Source organism: Bacillus cereus group sp. MYBK95-2 (assembly GCF_051915225.1).
Lineage (GTDB): Bacteria > Bacillota > Bacilli > Bacillales > Bacillaceae_G > Bacillus_A > Bacillus_A cereus.
Genome location: NZ_JBQAEH010000023.1, coordinates 1 through 15,757 on the forward strand (window position 1 = coordinate 1; position 15,757 = coordinate 15,757).

The window sequence follows — 15,757 nt, forward strand, 5'->3', positions numbered from 1 at the left end:
CGTTCATCCTGAGCCAGGATCAAACTCTCCAATAAAGTTAGTTTGTCTAGCATCTAAAATAAAAATTGACGTTTCACGTTGTTTGTTTCGTTCAGTTTTCAAAGAACTACTAGGTCGCTCATTTGCGACTTCCTTATGTTAACATCTTCGTTAGTTAATGTCAACTAAGTTTTTCATTTCGTTTGTCGCTTTCGACGTTAATGTCATCGGCGACTTGTTCTATATTACACCTCTAAGCTCTAATCGTCAATATATTTTTATAAAAAATATAAAAAGGCTTATTTCTTTTAAAATAAGCCTTTTTATCACATATCATTCTATTCATTTATTATTTTTCTATAATTGGTAACGAGACGATAATTTGAATAGTGCCATCCCTATATTCCGCTCGAATACTACCACCTTGTAACTCAACAATACTTTTCGCAATCGCTAAACCGAGTCCCGACCCTTCCGTTACTCTACTTCGAGATTGATCCTTCTTATAGAAACGTTCAAACAAATTCGCTAACTCTTCTCTTGTAAACTCTTCACTATGATTCGCAATTACAATTTGTATATCCCTACGCTGCCTTTGAAGAGAAACTTTTATCTCTCCATCATCTTTACTATACTTAATTGCATTCATTAGTAAATTATCAAATACACGAACCATCTTTTCCGAATCAATCGATGCATAAGCACGTTCCTCAGGAAACTTCTTAACAAAAGTAAGTCCATGCTCTTCCGCTTGCGGTACTAACTCTTCTATTAATTGCTCAAGCAACTCATTTACACATACTTCTTGTTTTTCTAATACAACTTGTTCATTTGTTAACTTCGTATACTCAAATAAATCTTCTATTAAATTTTTTAACTGCTCCGACTTTGCAAAAGCAATTCTCGTATACTCATCGTGTTGTTCTTTATTTTCATATTTAGAATCTCGAAGTAATCGTAAGTAACCCATAATAGAAGTAAGTGGTGTACGCAAATCATGCGATACATTTGTGATAAGCTCATTCTTTTGCTTTTCTAATTTACGTTCCTTTTCTATATTATTCATAAGCTCTTCTGCCATATTATTAATATTCTCCGTTAAAGCTGCAATCTCATCTTCACCTTTTTTCTCAATGCGGTAGGCTAAGTTACCTCTTTCTATTTCCTTTACGCCTTGTGCCATTGCTTCAATCTGCTTCATCTTTCTCTTTGTTATATAGAAGAAAGAGAAAATGAATACAAGTACACCAATTAAAAACGGGAATGGTCCTTCTTGCGTATCATATATTACCTCTCCCTCTGGAATTCCACTAACAAACATGTACAAATTCTTTCCTTCAATAGTAATAGGTGAAAAAGATATAAACTCTTTTCTTGTACTTTCAAATACATTTCTACCATCTGTATAATTAATCGCGAATGATGCTGCATTACGAATCGTATTATGCAAATCGATTTGCTCTTCTTGCGCTTGCTTTGTTTTATATAAAACTTTACCACTTTCATCAGTAACCAATATCTTCAAAGCTCTAGACCCTTGCTCTAAATTTTGGTTCTCCATTTCGATCATATTTGATATAGCTTCTAATTTATTTTCATGAACCGAACTATTTGCCGCTCCTTGAGCTTGGTGATTAATTTGTTCCATACCAGCCCGATAATCGATAGTTGCTTGACGATTCGCATTCTCAAAAAACGGTGCTGCTGCCTTTGCTGACAAAACTCCTAATAACGCACAAGCAGCAAAAGTAGTAATCAATTGAATCCTTATACTCTTTCGTACGCTCTTTACTAATTTCTCAATTAATTGTCTTATTTTCCTTATATAAGTAAACGGATTAAATATCTTTTTCAATCTTATACCCCACTCCCCATACTGTTTTTATATATCTAGGTTTCCTTGGATTCTCCTCAATCTTTTCACGCACTTTTCGAATATGCACCATTACAGTATTATCAGACTGGAAAGATCGTTCGTTCCACACCTTTTCATAAATTTGCTCCGCACTAAACACCATACCTGGATTTCTAGCTAGCAATTCTAAAATTGAAAATTCCCTCGGAGTTAGTTTCACTTCTTCTCCCTCTACAATAACTTTATGGGTCGAGATGTTGATTTTCATCTCCCCAATTTCTAACTCGTCCTCATTTTGAATAGCGAAACCATTCATTTTCATATAACGGCGTAACTGAGATTTAATTCGTGCAATTAGCTCTAACGGATTAAACGGCTTCGTTACATAATCATCTGCCCCTGTTGTTAATCCTAAAATCTTATCCATATCTTGCGTTTTGGCAGAAAGCATAATAATAGGCATTTCTTTCGCTTCCCTTACCTTCATACACATATGAATACCATCCACTTTCGGCATCATAATATCTAATACGACTAGATGTACTTCATTTTCTTCCAATAGACGTAATCCTTCTTCTCCGTCTCCTGCTTGTAATACTTTATATCCTTCATTCTTTAAATAGATTGTAATTAAATTCCGAATTTCTTTTTCATCATCTACGACAAGTATTGTTTCGTGTGCCACAATATCTCCCCCATCACTTTTTTAATCCCTAACTTCTATTATAGGAAAACTTCTGAAGAAAAACGCTCGGAAATCCTTAAGATTTTCTGAAGACGCAAAAAAGGTCTAGACTCCCCTTAAGTCTAGACCTTTAAAAAACCCCTTTTATTTACGAACGTAGATGAAATATAGTACGAATAAAACTCCCATAACATACATAATCGGATGAACCTCTTTACGACGACCACTCACAACCATTGTAATTGGATAGAAGATAAATCCAATCGCAATCCCAGTTGCGATACTATACGTAAGTGGCATAGAGATAATTGTAAAGAATGCTGGCACTGCAATCTCGAATTTCTTCCAATCAATTTCCCCTAAGGAAGAAACCATCAAGATTCCTACAATAATTAAAGCCGGCGCCGTTACAGCTGGCGTTACAACACTTAGTAATGGCGAGAAGAATAGTGCCAGTAAAAAGAATCCTGCTGTTACAACTGCTGTAAATCCAGAACGTCCTCCTGCTGCTACCCCTGCAGACGATTCAATGTAAGACGTTGTTGTTGATGTACCAAGAATCGCACCAATTACAGTTGCAATCGCATCTGCAAATAACGCTTTTCCAGCACGTGGTAATTTATTGTTCTTCATTAATCCTGCTTGATTCGCAACCGCTACAAGCGTACCTGCTGTATCAAAGAAATCGATAAAGAAGAACGTTATAATAACAATCCCCATTTGAACTGTGAAAATATCTCCGAAGTGCGTTAACGCCACGCCGAACGTTGGTTCTAGACTCGGTATTGCTCCCACCACAGCTTTCGGAGTATCAATTAATCCTGTTGCTACTCCTAAGATCGCTGTAAGAATCATACCGTAAAATACTGCACCATTAATTTTCTTAATCATGAAGATGATCGTAGTAACAACCCCGAAGATTGCTAGTAACGTTGTACCCTTTGTTAAGTCCCCCAACCCAACAAGAACTGCATCATTTTTCACGATAATTCCGGCATTTTGGAATCCAAGAAATGCAATGAACAATCCGATACCTGCTGCTACTGCAAACTTTAACTCCGATGGAATTGCATTGATGATTTTTTCACGAATACCTGAAGCAGTAAGAATAATAAAGATAATACCTGACATTAATGTTCCGGCAATTGCTGTTTGCCATGGAATCCCCATCGTTAACACTGCTGTATAAGCAAAGAACGCGTTAATTCCCATACCTGGCGCTAAAGCAATTGGATACTTCGCGAAAATACCCATAATTAACGAACCGATCGCTGCCGCTAATGCCGTAGCAACGAATACTGCACCTGGATCCATCCCTGTACCTGCTGGTAACCCTTTAACATTTCCAAGCGACAGCGTAGCAGGATTGACAAATAGTACGTAAGCCATAGATAGAAATGTCGTTAACCCTGCTATGAACTCAGTCTTATAATTCGTACCGAGCTCATCAAACTGAAAATAGCGTTTCATCCTACGTTTCCCCCGTTATATGATTACTCGCCGCATTTCTCCTAGCCCTCTTTTATCCCGAGAAACAAAAAAGGCTTCCATTGCATATATACATGGAAGCGTTCTATGAATAAAGATAAGATTCCCCTCACCTTTATAAAAACGCCTCGTAGTCAAGCCATTTACGGTAGCTAGGTAGAAACTTTCGGGCCATATCCCCGATATTATACGACGGCTATAATATTCACTTTTTGTTTGAATTACATAATCATATTAACTCGACGAAGTAGTTTTGTCAATTTAAAAACGAACGTTTTTATAAACTTTTATAGTTTCGTTCGTATTAACACCAAAATAAAAAAGATCCACCTATGCATAAGCAATAGATGGACCTTTTTATAAATACTATTCCCACTCAATAGTTGCTGGTGGCTTACTCGTTACATCATACACGATACGGTTAACGTGTTTTACTTCGTTTACGATACGTACAGAGATTTTCTCTAATACGTCCCAAGGGATACGTGCCCAGTCAGCTGTCATACCGTCGATAGATGTTACCGCACGGATACCTACTGTGTAATCGTAAGTACGCTCGTCACCCATAACACCTACGCTACGCATACCAGGAAGCGCAGTGAAGTATTGCCAGATTTCACGGTCTAAGCCCGCTTTAATAATTTCTTCACGTAAAATCGCATCAGATTCACGAACGATTTCTAATTTCTCTTCTGTGATTTCACCTAATACACGAATACCAAGACCCGGTCCTGGGAATGGTTGACGCCATACGATTTCATCAGGAATTCCTAATTCAGATCCTAATACACGTACTTCGTCTTTAAATAACGTGTTTAAAGGCTCAATTAATTTGAACTGCATGTCTTCTGGAAGTCCACCAACGTTATGGTGAGATTTAATTGTTTGCGCAGTTGCTGTACCACTCTCAACGATATCTGTGTAAAGTGTACCTTGCGCTAAGAAGTCCATACCTTGTAATTTTGACGCTTCATCATCAAATACGTAAATGAATTCGTTACCGATGATTTTACGTTTTTGTTCTGGATCTTCTACACCTTTTAACTTGTCCATGAAGCGGTCTCTTGCATCCACTTTAATAACGTTCATATGGAAGCCTTCGCTAAATGTTTTCATAACGCCTTCTGCTTCACCTTTACGAAGTAAACCGTGGTCAACGAAAATACATGTTAATTGATCACCAATTGCTTTATGAATTAATACTGCTACAACAGAAGAGTCTACACCGCCACTAAGTGCGCATAGTACTTTTTTGTCTCCAACAGTTTCACGAATCTTTTCTAATTCTACTTCAATAAAGTTCTCCATGTTCCATCCTTCAGAACAACCACATACACCGAATACGAAGTTTTTAATTAAATCGTTACCGTGCTCAGAGTGACGTACTTCTGGGTGGAATTGTACACCGTATAAGTTTTTCGCTTCATTGCTCATACCAGCAATTGGGCAAGACTCACTTGTTGCATCTACTACGAATCCTTCAGGTAAACCAGTTACTAAGTCGCCATGGCTCATCCATACAACTTGCTCTTCTGGAAGGTTCGCATATAATTTTGATTCGTTCTCTACTTTAAGAACAGCTTTTCCGTACTCACGGTGATTTGCACGCTCTACTTTACCACCGAAGTGTTGCGTCATAAGCTGCATACCGTAACAAATACCGAAGATTGGTAAACCTAGTTCAAAGATTTTTTCATCACAATGTAATGCACCTTCACCGTATACACTATTTGGTCCACCAGAGAAAATAATCCCTTTTGGATTCATTGCTTTAATTTCTTCTGCAGTAATTGTATGTGGATGAAGTTCACTGTATACACCGAACTCACGAATTCGACGTGCTATTAACTGATTGTATTGACTTCCAAAATCTAAAACGATAATTGTATCGTGTTGTTTCTTCAAAATAATCACCCCAACGTTAGTTCTCGTATATAAATATTTTCACCAATTTGGCGAAAAGCATTACCAATATAATAAAAAAAGCCAGTCCTCCGCCTCTAGTCTCATAACAAAGAAAAGGCAGGGGTCTGGCTTTATAAAGAAAGATAGTCTCCGCTCTTTATAAATATAAGACACACTGCCTTCATAGTCAGGTTGTTTACGGTAACCCGGTAGAGACTCTCAAACCATATCATTGAGGATATATGAAGGATCGTTTTATATTATCTTCCTAGATTCTAACAATGAAGTATCAATATGGTCAAGAGAGAAAGCGACAAAATTCTACAGAAATTCATTTCCTTTTCTAAAAAACATAAAAAAACATCCATTTCTATATAGAAATGGATGTTTTTTAGGACAAACGGAATTACATCATTCCGCCCATACCGCCCATGCCCATGCCGCCCATGTCAGGCATTGCTGGTGCATTTGGTTCTGGCTTGTCAGCTACTACAGCTTCAGTTGTTAAGAACATAGCTGCAACAGATGCTGCGTTTTGAAGTGCAGAACGAGTTACTTTAGCTGGATCTACGATACCAGACTCAAGCATGTTAACCCATTCGCCAGTAGCTGCGTTGAAACCAACGCCTACTTTTTCGCCTTTTAGACGCTCTACAACTACAGATCCTTCTAGACCAGCGTTGATTGCGATTTGACGAACTGGCTCTTCTAGTGCACGAAGTACGATGTTGATACCTGTTGCTTCGTCGCCTTCAGCTACGATAGAAGCTACTTTTGTGTATACGTTCATAAGTGAAGTACCACCACCTGCAACGATACCTTCTTCTACTGCTGCACGAGTTGAGTTAAGTGCATCTTCAATGCGAAGTTTGCGCTCTTTTAACTCAGTTTCAGTTGCTGCACCTACTTTAATTACTGCTACGCCACCTGCTAGTTTAGCAAGACGCTCTTGTAATTTTTCACGATCGAATTCAGAAGTTGTTTCTTCTAATTGCGCACGGATTTGACCGATGCGAGCTTCGATTTGTTCTGTGCTTCCTACACCTTCAACTACAGTTGTGTTTTCTTTTGTAACAACAACTTTACCAGCGCGTCCTAAAGATTCAACTGTAGCAGATTTTAAGTCACGGCCTAATTCTTCAGTGATCACTTCGCCACCAGTTAAGATTGCGATATCTTCTAGCATTGCTTTACGACGGTCACCAAATCCAGGAGCTTTAACAGCTACTACATTGAATGTACCACGAAGTTTGTTCACTACTAATGTAGCTAATGCTTCGCCTTCTACATCTTCAGCAATGATAAGAAGTGGTTTACCTTGTTGTACCACTTGCTCTAATACTGGTAAGATTTCTTGAATGTTAGAAATCTTTTTGTCAGTAATTAAGATATATGGGTTATCAAGAACTGCTTCCATTTTGTCAGAATCAGTAATCATGTAAGGAGATGCATAGCCACGATCAAATTGCATACCTTCTACTACGTCTAATTCTGTTGTGAATCCTTTAGACTCTTCTAAAGTAATAACGCCGTCGTTACCAACGCGCTCCATTGCTTCAGCGATTAATTGACCTACTTCTTCGTCAGCTGCAGAAATAGCAGCTACTTGTGCGATAGAAGATTTGCCTTCGATTGGTTTAGAAATCGTTTTTAATTCTTCAATTGCAGCAGTAACAGCTTTTTCGATACCTTTACGAAGACCCATTGGGTTCGCACCAGCTGTTACGTTTTTAAGACCTTCACGAATCATAGCTTGCGCTAATACAGTTGCAGTTGTTGTTCCGTCACCAGCTACGTCATTTGTTTTGCTAGCAACTTCTGCTACTAATTTCGCACCCATGTTTTCGAATGCATCTTCTAATTCGATTTCTTTTGCGATTGTTACACCATCATTTGTAATAAGTGGTGAACCAAATTTTTTCTCAAGTACAACGTTACGACCTTTTGGTCCAAGCGTAACTTTTACTGCGTTTGCAAGAGTGTCGACACCGCGAAGCATCGAACGACGTGCTTCTTCACTAAATTTAATATCTTTTGCCATAATAATTGACCCCCTTGGATTTTTTAAGATTTATATAATTAACCGATAACTGCTAAAATGTCACTTTCACGTAAAATCAAGTAGTCTGTACCTTCATATTTCACTTCAGTACCTGCATATTTTGAGAAGATGATAAGATCACCTGCTGCTACCTCTAAAGCAACACGCTCACCATTCTCAAGCACTCGACCAGTACCTACTGCAACAACTTTACCCTCTTGTGGTTTTTCTTTTGCAGTATCTGGTAATACGATACCACTTGCTGTTTTTTCTTCTGCTTGAACAAGCTCAATTACAACGCGATCACCTAATGGCTTTAGCATGAACAATAACCTCCTCATTTTGTTATGTAAATTTCTTTTATTAGCACTCAAGTCATCCGAGTGCTAACACACTTATAATAATAAATAATCTCAATTTCTTTTGCAAGTAAAAAAATCATAATTTTTTCGCAAATCACTATATAAACTTTCTATATACAATACTGCCTTTACTATATGAATCGTTGTTTCCACTGCTCGTATGTTACAATATGAAAGGACACCCTAAGTTGTTTTCGCTACACATACAACTTTCTCCTGTCTTCTATTATAATTTCAAATAAGGATTTACGAAAAAAACATAATTCAAGAGGTTTATATCGTAGGTAGCATATTTACATGTTATCCTAACTTATCTCATACACTATAGTTAGAAAGGATGGTTAAACCATTTGAAGAAACAATACTGGTGGATTATCGTTACATACATTTTAATGCAGTTATCTGGCGTTGTTGGATTACCACTTCTCCTAAAAACAGGACTCTATGATAATAGAGGATTTACCATTGAAGAAAAAGGACAAATCATAACGGGACACTGGGCAATCATTAGCTTCTTTATTGCATTATGTATCGTGCTTTGGTTACTTAGAACAGATATTCGTGACAGGCATTTAGATCCAATGCGCTCTTCTGTTCCAGCTACTATTGGATGGATTTTTATCGGGTTCTTCTTAGCAATCATCTCACAATCCATTGCAGGTATGATTGAAATGTATGTATTTGGGGTTCCACGTGGATCTGAGAATACAGACAGACTGATGGACATCGCAAGAACGATACCTTGGTTCCTTATTGTTGTATCTATAATTGGACCTATCTTAGAAGAAATCGTATTTAGAAAAATTCTATTCGGCACGCTTTATAAGAAGTTTAACTTCTTTATCGCAGCTATCATTAGTTCGCTTGTATTCGCAACAATTCATTTTGATTTTACTCACTTATTGGTATACACTGCTATGGGGCTCGTATTCGCCTTCTTATATGTGAAGACGAAACGTATTATCGTTCCGATTGCAGCTCATGTTGCGATGAATACATTAGTCGCTATTGGGCAAATTTTTATGAGCAATGAACAAATTCAAGAAATGATTAAAGAAGCTGAAAAAATGCAAGGCTTTATCGGAGGATTTTTTGTATGAGAAACTCACCATTGTTCATGGCTGCACTATACTTCCTTCTTGGATGTATCTTTACACGCTTCGCCATTACGAACGTGACAGATACAATCTGGAATATGTGGACAATACTATTTGCAGTTATGGCAACAATTGATTTTAATTTGGCACTTCGCCTTATATTAGTTAAATTCACAAAGAAGAAACAATAATAAAACGCAGAGGTCGCTTCCTCTGCGTTTTATTGTGGATAGTTTTTCAAAAAGTAAACTAATGTTTGTAACTCTACAGCTAAGTCAATATGATGAATTCTAATATTCTCTGATACGTTTAATCGCGCTGGTGTGAAATTCAAAATACCGTGCACGCTTGTTTCAGCTAATCTATCTGCTACAGCTTGTGCTACTGTAGCCGGTACTGTTAATATTGCCACTTGTATATCATTTGATAATCTCTCTTCTAATTCATCTAAATGATATACAGGAATGCCCCCGATTTCTGTTCCAACTTTCTCTTCACTAACATCAAATGCCATTTCAATTTTTGTATTATTGTTTTTCGTGAAATTATAATGTAAGAAAGCGGTCCCTAAATTACCTACTCCAATAAGTGCTACACGTGTTATATCATCTTGATCAAGTGTTTCGCGGAAAAATGATAATAAATAATTTACGTTATATCCATATCCCTTTTTCCCTAACGCTCCAAAATACGAAAAATCTCTTCGTATTGTTGCGGAATCTACTTTTACTGCCTCACTCAATTCGGCCGATGAAACACGCTGCTTACCAGAAAGAGATAAGTTTTGGATAAATCGATAGTATAGAGGCAATCTTTTAGCAGTGGCTTGTGGAATCTTTTGCTGATCCATATGACCTCTCCTCTCTTCCTATCTTTATTCATATACTTTAATCAAATACAGAAGTTTAGCACTCATTAAATTCCTTGTATAATAAAGAGAAGAAGTATTCTCTCTTTATTTTAAACTATACACTATTTTTAGTATGATTGAGAAATATAAACATGGCAAAGTTAAGAAATTATTTGAGGTGAAAACATTGATTTTATTACAAGTAAACGCGCTTTCGAAATTATACGGTGCAGAAACGATTCTTGCAAACATAAAATTGGAAGTACAAACAAAAGATCGTATCGCATTAGTTGGAAGGAATGGAGCAGGAAAATCTACATTATTAAAAATTATCGCTGGTGAATTATCTCATGATGGTGGCGAAATTATAAAACCGAAAGATGTCTCAATCGGATATTTAGCTCAAAATACTGGACTAGAAACGTCTTTAACAATTTGGGATGAAATGCTAACCGTCTTTACCCACTTACAGCAAATGGAGACAAAACTTCGAAGGCTTGAGCAAGAAATGGGAAAAGAAGAAAACTTTTCAAACGAAGCTACATATGAAAGATTGTTAGCTGATTATGACCAACTACAACTCAATTATAAAGATCAAGGTGGATATCAATATGAAGCGGATATTCGCTCCATTTTAAGCGGCCTTGGCTTCCCAGTTGAAACGCACCAGACGACGATCTCTACTTTAAGCGGCGGGCAAAAAACAAGATTAGCTCTCGGGAAATTATTATTAACAAAACCAGACTTACTTATTTTGGACGAGCCTACAAACCATTTAGACATCGAAACATTAACATGGCTTGAGCAATATTTGCAAGGTTATCCTGGCGCAATATTAATCGTCTCACATGACCGTTATTTCTTAGACAAACTCGTTACACAAGTATATGAAATTTCGAATAAAGAAAGCAGACGATTTGTTGGTAACTACAGTAAATATTTAGACTTAAAATCAGCATTATATGAGCAAGAAATGAAACGTTACGAAAAACAACAAGATGAAATCGCAAAACTTGAGGACTTCGTTCAAAAGAATATAGCTCGCGCTTCTACAACGAAACGTGCTCAAAGTCGCCGTAAACAACTAGACAGAATGGAATTATTAACGAGACCATTAGGGGATTCTAAGTCAGCATCATTCCACTTCGATATTGAAAAACAAAGTGGAAATGATGTTTTACAAGTAAATGATGCAACCATCGGCTATGATGAAAACCCTATAATTGAACATGTAACTATGCGCTTAACTCGCGGAGATAGTGTTGCTTTAGTTGGTCCAAACGGAATTGGGAAATCCACATTGTTAAAATCCATTGTGAATAAGTTACCACTATTAAATGGTGATGTTTCTTTCGGATCAAATGTATCTGTTGGTTATTATGATCAAGAACAAGCAAACTTAACATCTTCTAAACGGGTTTTAAATGAACTATGGGATGAATATCCACTGCAACCGGAAAAAGAAATCCGTACTATACTTGGGAATTTTTTATTCACAGGAGATGATGTACTGAAACCAGTATCTTCCCTTAGTGGTGGACAAAAAGCTCGATTAGCTCTTGCAAAACTTATGATGCAAAAGTCAAATTTGTTAATTCTAGATGAGCCTACGAACCACCTTGATTTAAATAGTAAAGAGATTTTGGAGAATGCTTTAATTGATTACCCAGGGACTCTTCTATTCGTCTCACATGACCGCTACTTTATTAACCGTGTAACAACGACTGTGGTTGAGTTATCAACAGAAGGTGCACAGGAATATTTAGGGGATTACGATTACTACGTTGAAAAGAAAAATGAAATGATTGAACGTGCAGAACTTGAACAGCAAGAAAGTGACGTTCCTGTTCAAAAGGTGGTTGCACAAGAGAAATTAAATTATTTAGAAGAAAAAGAGCGTAAAAAACTAGAGCGTCAACGCACTAGAAAAATTGAAGAGCTAGAACAAAGTATAGTGGAATTAGAAGAAGAAATTGCTACGTTAGAAGATCAACTTTGCTTACCAGAAATATATGCAGATTATGAAAAAGCTAGTGAAATTACAACTAAAAAGCAAACGCTACAAGAACAACTTGAAACTTGTATGGCAGAATGGGAAGAGCTGCATGTATAAGCATATTTAAATAAGGAAGATGTCTCATAAGTCAGGATTTTTGACTATGTGACATCTTTTTTTAGTACTTAAACAATTTTTTGAATATATCTATCGTAACTTAGAATATACTAACGATTTTTTAAATATATCTATTGTAACCCTATATATATTAACAATTCGACACGAAATATCGTTTTAACGACAAAGATTGACAAGATTAGCATCTTCTATAATGGGGAGATGTTTCAAAATGTTTTTCGGGGATATCTTCTTGCTTTTTATTTCCCGAAAAAGAACAAATTCAAAGGTCTGACATCAACCTATTTATCCACAAGTTTATACACATATCCACCTTTATAAAATAAACATCAAAATAACTTTTCCACATTATCCACAGTCAACAAAAAAGTTATCAACATTTTATATACACAATAAAACCCACATTATCAACAGATAATATGGGTTTTATCCACAACCTGTGGTTAATTATGTGTATAACTATGCTTCAATATCTAATCCTGGATTTGCATTTAAGGCTAATGTTGCACGCTTACCTTGTTCATAAGCAATTGTCCCTGCCGCTGCAATCATCGCTGCATTATCTGTGCATAAAGATAGCGGCGGAATAATTAATTCAATGTTTTCTTTTTGTGCAAATTCCTCTTCTAATCGCGCACGAAGTCCTTTATTAGCAGCTACTCCACCAGCAAGAAGTAATTGCTTTACATTATAAGCTTCTGCTGCACGAGCTGCTTTCGTTACAAGTACATCTATTACACTTTCTTGGAAACTTGCCGCTAAATCTTCTGGTGCAATTTCTATACCGCGCTGTTTTGCGTTATGCACAGTGTTGATAACTGCTGATTTCAATCCACTAAAGCTAAAATCATACGAATCCGGTTCTAGCCATGCACGAGGCAAATCAATTGTCGGTTCTCCTTCATGTGCAAGGCGATCAATATGAGGACCACCTGGATATGGCATAGATAACGTACGAGCTACTTTATCATATGCTTCTCCAGCTGCATCGTCTCGTGTTTCACCAATTACTTCGAATGAACCATGTTCTTTCATATAAACAAGTTCTGTATGCCCACCAGATACAACAAGTGATAATAACGGGAATTGAACTTCTTTTACTAAACGGTTCGCATAAATATGACCAGCAATATGATGAACACCGACTAACGGAATATCATGTGCAAACGCTACTGCCTTCGCTGCATTTACTCCAATTAGAAGTGCTCCTACTAAACCAGGACCTTCTGTTACAGCAATTGCATCAATATCATCAAATGTGATATTTGCTTCCTTTAAAGCTTCTTCTAACACAACTGTAATTTCTTCTACATGATGACGGGATGCAATCTCTGGTACAACGCCGCCAAAACGTTTATGACTTTCAATTTGTGATGCAACGACATTCGCAATAATTTCCGTTCCATTTTTAACAACTGCTACTGCTGTTTCATCACAACTTGTTTCAATACCAAGTATAATCGTATTTTTTTCCATTATATATTCACCCACATTACGAGACCATCTTCCTGATTGTCTGCATAGTATCGTTTACGAATCCCACCATTTTGAAATCCGTATTTTCTGTATAACTGCTTTGCTACTTCATTTGATACACGTACTTCAAGTGTCATTGTTTTTACCCCTAGTTCTTTCGCTTCAGAAATAACTGCTTTCAATAGGGCATCTCCTAACTTTTGACCTCGGTATTCTGGCAAAATAGCTATATTTGTTATATGTGATTCATCAATAATTATCCACAATCCACAATACCCGACTACACGACCATCTTTTTCTAACACAATATAATGTGCATGTTCATTCATCGTTAATTCACGGTGAAAGGCATCTGCAGTCCAAGGAGTTGAAAAAGACGCTTCTTCAATAGCTACAATTTGAGCAATATCATCAAGCTCCATCTTTCTAAATATCATATCCATCTTCTGCAAGCTCCTACTTGTTTTGACTTTCTAACCACTTTGTTTCAGCTTCAGCTAAACGAAGATAGCTTGGAACAAACGTATGCACATCTTGTTCTTCTTTTTGTAATCCTAAGAATGCTAGCTCACTTGGTCTTGGGTTATTTTTAGTAAATGGAGCGAATACAGCTTGATCACCTAAATGTTCTATAATTGTTTCTTTATGCAATTTAACATCGTTACCGATAAATAAAACAGGCTGTCCTTTATCTTTTAACATTTGCAACCAGTCTACAATAAGAATAATTCGGTCTTCTTCTATTGAAGTTAACTGCTCTCCTTCATATGTATATAACCCAGTATAAATTTGCCCACGTCTTCCATCAAATAGAGGACAAATTAACCCGTTAAAGTTAGCACCGTTTGCAGCTACTACCTCTAAACTTGATACACCTACAATTGGTATTTGAAGTGACCAAGCTAATGTTTTCGCCGCTGTCACGCCTATACGAACACCTGTATAGGATCCAGGTCCAGCAGCTACAACGATTTTAGTTAATTCCTTCGGTTTTACGCCACACTCTTTTAACAGTTTCTCTACAGCTGGCATAAGACGTACAGAATGGTTTTTTGTTAAATTTGTAATGATTTCCCCAATTACGTTTTCTTCCTCAATAAGGGATACACCCATTACGTAATTTGAAGTATCAATTGCTAGTACTTTCATCTTGTAATAGCTCCTCACATAATCTAATATAGCGATCTCCAATTGGCTCGAGTATAATTTTTCTTGTGTCATCTCCAGCATGGAATAAACTAATTTGTAACTTTTCATTCGGTAAATATGCTTCTATTAAATGAGCCCATTCTACTACCGTAATTCCTTCACCGTAGAAATATTCATCAAAGCCTAAGTCCTCTTCACTTTCTGCTAAGCGATACACGTCCATATGATATAGCGGTAATCTTCCTTTATATTCTTTGATGATATTAAAGGTAGGACTATTTACAACTCTTTTCACTCCAAGACCTTTTGCTAGTCCCTTTGTAAAAGTCGTCTTACCAGCTCCAAGATCTCCTTCTAAAATAATTACGTCTTGTGCCTCTACGAGCTCACCTAGTTTTTCTGATAACCTTTGTGTTTCCTCAGAAGATTTTGTTGTTACTTCATATTTACTCACAGACTTCACCTACTTTACTCACAATGTTCTCTGCTCTTTATTATACAGGTTTTGAATATATAAAAAAGTCCTTAGGAGTTGTCCTAAGGATAGTTTGACTGTCTTTATTAGTTTTTTGTTAAAACAAATAAAAAAATACGAAACAACTTGTTTCGTTCTTTTCTTTATATGAAATGGCGGTCCCGACCGGGGTCGAACCGGCGATCTCCTGCGTGACAGGCAGGCATGTTAACCACTACACCACGGGACCATTTGGTTGCGGGGACAGGATTTGAACCTGCG

The 15,757-nt window shown here is 36.9% G+C and carries 14 protein-coding genes, 1 tRNA gene and 2 riboswitches; of the genes, 3 read left to right on the top strand and 12 right to left on the bottom strand.

From position 1 onward, the window contains the following. Nucleotides 1–328: 328 nt before the first annotated feature. The 6 genes from ampS to groES all read right to left on the bottom strand — a co-directional run bounded on the left by ampS (nt 329) and on the right by groES (nt 8,276). A complete protein-coding gene (gene ampS, locus ACTFN4_RS30005; protein WP_000719224.1) occupies nt 329–1,834 on the bottom strand; it encodes an aminopeptidase AmpS in 1,506 nt (501 codons plus the stop codon). Continuing rightward, the gene (locus ACTFN4_RS30010; RefSeq protein ID WP_000929885.1) at nt 1,818–2,519 is read right to left on the bottom strand and encodes a response regulator transcription factor; all 702 of its coding nucleotides are present in this window, start codon (nt 2,517–2,519) and stop codon (nt 1,818–1,820) included. Before ACTFN4_RS30010 ends, ampS begins: the two co-directional genes overlap by 17 nt. A 144-nt stretch (nt 2,520–2,663) precedes the next feature. Further along, complete coding sequence (locus ACTFN4_RS30015) at nt 2,664–3,989, bottom strand: NCS2 family permease (protein ID WP_000833082.1); 1,326 nt, start codon at nt 3,987–3,989, stop codon at nt 2,664–2,666. A 129-nt stretch (nt 3,990–4,118) separates the two neighbouring features. Then, a riboswitch (purine riboswitch) is annotated at nt 4,119–4,221 on the bottom strand. Nucleotides 4,222–4,373: 152 nt separating this feature from the next. Further along, nucleotides 4,374–5,912 (bottom strand): glutamine-hydrolyzing GMP synthase, encoded by a 1,539-nt coding sequence (gene guaA / locus ACTFN4_RS30020; protein WP_000743909.1) that lies wholly within the window; start codon nt 5,910–5,912, stop codon nt 4,374–4,376. A gap of 164 nt (nt 5,913–6,076) precedes the next feature. Further along, a riboswitch (purine riboswitch) is annotated at nt 6,077–6,178 on the bottom strand. Between the two features lie 140 nt (nt 6,179–6,318). Next, entirely contained in the window at nt 6,319–7,953 is a 1,635-nt protein-coding gene (groL, locus tag ACTFN4_RS30025) for a chaperonin GroEL (protein WP_001029993.1), read from the bottom strand. Between the two features lie 38 nt (nt 7,954–7,991). Next, entirely contained in the window at nt 7,992–8,276 is a 285-nt protein-coding gene (gene groES, locus ACTFN4_RS30030) for a co-chaperone GroES (RefSeq protein ID WP_000917311.1), read from the bottom strand. Between the two features lie 389 nt (nt 8,277–8,665). On the opposite strand from groES, the gene ACTFN4_RS30035 reads away from it, so the two are divergent. Together ACTFN4_RS30035 and ACTFN4_RS30040 are read left to right on the top strand one after the other, a co-directional pair. Further along, nucleotides 8,666–9,415, top strand: a complete 750-nt coding sequence (locus ACTFN4_RS30035; RefSeq protein ID WP_000745324.1) for a CPBP family intramembrane glutamic endopeptidase — start codon at nt 8,666–8,668, stop codon at nt 9,413–9,415. Then, complete coding sequence (locus ACTFN4_RS30040) at nt 9,412–9,603, top strand: YdiK family protein (protein ID WP_001246201.1); 192 nt, start codon at nt 9,412–9,414, stop codon at nt 9,601–9,603. Before ACTFN4_RS30035 ends, ACTFN4_RS30040 begins: the two co-directional genes overlap by 4 nt. Nucleotides 9,604–9,632: 29 nt before the next feature. Here the strand turns inward: ACTFN4_RS30040 and ACTFN4_RS30045 are convergent, their stop codons facing one another. Next, complete coding sequence (locus tag ACTFN4_RS30045) at nt 9,633–10,262, bottom strand: redox-sensing transcriptional repressor Rex (protein ID WP_000372699.1); 630 nt, start codon at nt 10,260–10,262, stop codon at nt 9,633–9,635. Nucleotides 10,263–10,449: 187 nt separating this feature from the next. On the opposite strand from ACTFN4_RS30045, the gene ACTFN4_RS30050 reads away from it, so the two are divergent. Further along, nucleotides 10,450–12,375: an ABC-F family ATP-binding cassette domain-containing protein gene (locus ACTFN4_RS30050; RefSeq protein WP_000602146.1), complete on the top strand. Its 1,926-nt coding sequence runs from the start codon at nt 10,450–10,452 to the stop codon at nt 12,373–12,375. 480 nt (nt 12,376–12,855) lie between these two features. On the opposite strand, the gene tsaD is transcribed toward ACTFN4_RS30050, so the two are convergent. The 5 genes from tsaD to ACTFN4_RS30075 form a co-directional block, all read right to left on the bottom strand. Beyond that, entirely contained in the window at nt 12,856–13,872 is a 1,017-nt protein-coding gene (gene tsaD, locus ACTFN4_RS30055; protein ID WP_000414585.1) for a tRNA (adenosine(37)-N6)-threonylcarbamoyltransferase complex transferase subunit TsaD, read from the bottom strand. Continuing rightward, on the bottom strand, nt 13,872–14,315 hold the full coding sequence (gene rimI, locus ACTFN4_RS30060) for a ribosomal protein S18-alanine N-acetyltransferase (RefSeq protein WP_000367190.1): 444 nt from the start codon (nt 14,313–14,315) through the stop codon (nt 13,872–13,874). Before rimI ends, tsaD begins: the two co-directional genes overlap by 1 nt. Before the next feature lie 13 nt (nt 14,316–14,328). Continuing rightward, on the bottom strand, nt 14,329–15,021 hold the full coding sequence (gene tsaB, locus ACTFN4_RS30065) for a tRNA (adenosine(37)-N6)-threonylcarbamoyltransferase complex dimerization subunit type 1 TsaB (protein ID WP_000865740.1): 693 nt from the start codon (nt 15,019–15,021) through the stop codon (nt 14,329–14,331). Next, nucleotides 15,002–15,475: a tRNA (adenosine(37)-N6)-threonylcarbamoyltransferase complex ATPase subunit type 1 TsaE gene (gene tsaE, locus ACTFN4_RS30070; RefSeq protein WP_000049642.1), complete on the bottom strand. Its 474-nt coding sequence runs from the start codon at nt 15,473–15,475 to the stop codon at nt 15,002–15,004. The genes tsaB and tsaE overlap by 20 nt, the downstream gene beginning before the upstream one ends. Before the next feature lie 174 nt (nt 15,476–15,649). After that, nucleotides 15,650–15,725: transfer RNA gene (locus ACTFN4_RS30075), tRNA-Asp, on the bottom strand. Nucleotides 15,726–15,757 lie beyond the last annotated feature (32 nt).

Coding starts and splice junctions, on each gene's coding strand:
- ACTFN4_RS30015 (WP_000833082.1), bottom strand. CDS start 3,989: ATGAAACGCTATTTTCAGTTTGATGAGCTCGGTACGAATTATAAGACT.
- groL (WP_001029993.1), bottom strand. CDS start 7,953: ATGGCAAAAGATATTAAATTTAGTGAAGAAGCACGTCGTTCGATGCTT.
- groES (WP_000917311.1), bottom strand. CDS start 8,276: ATGCTAAAGCCATTAGGTGATCGCGTTGTAATTGAGCTTGTTCAAGCA.
- ACTFN4_RS30040 (WP_001246201.1), top strand. CDS start 9,412: ATGAGAAACTCACCATTGTTCATGGCTGCACTATACTTCCTTCTTGGA.
- ACTFN4_RS30045 (WP_000372699.1), bottom strand. CDS start 10,262: ATGGATCAGCAAAAGATTCCACAAGCCACTGCTAAAAGATTGCCTCTA.
- tsaD (WP_000414585.1), bottom strand. CDS start 13,872: ATGGAAAAAAATACGATTATACTTGGTATTGAAACAAGTTGTGATGAA.
- rimI (WP_000367190.1), bottom strand. CDS start 14,315: ATGGATATGATATTTAGAAAGATGGAGCTTGATGATATTGCTCAAATT.
- tsaB (WP_000865740.1), bottom strand. CDS start 15,021: ATGAAAGTACTAGCAATTGATACTTCAAATTACGTAATGGGTGTATCC.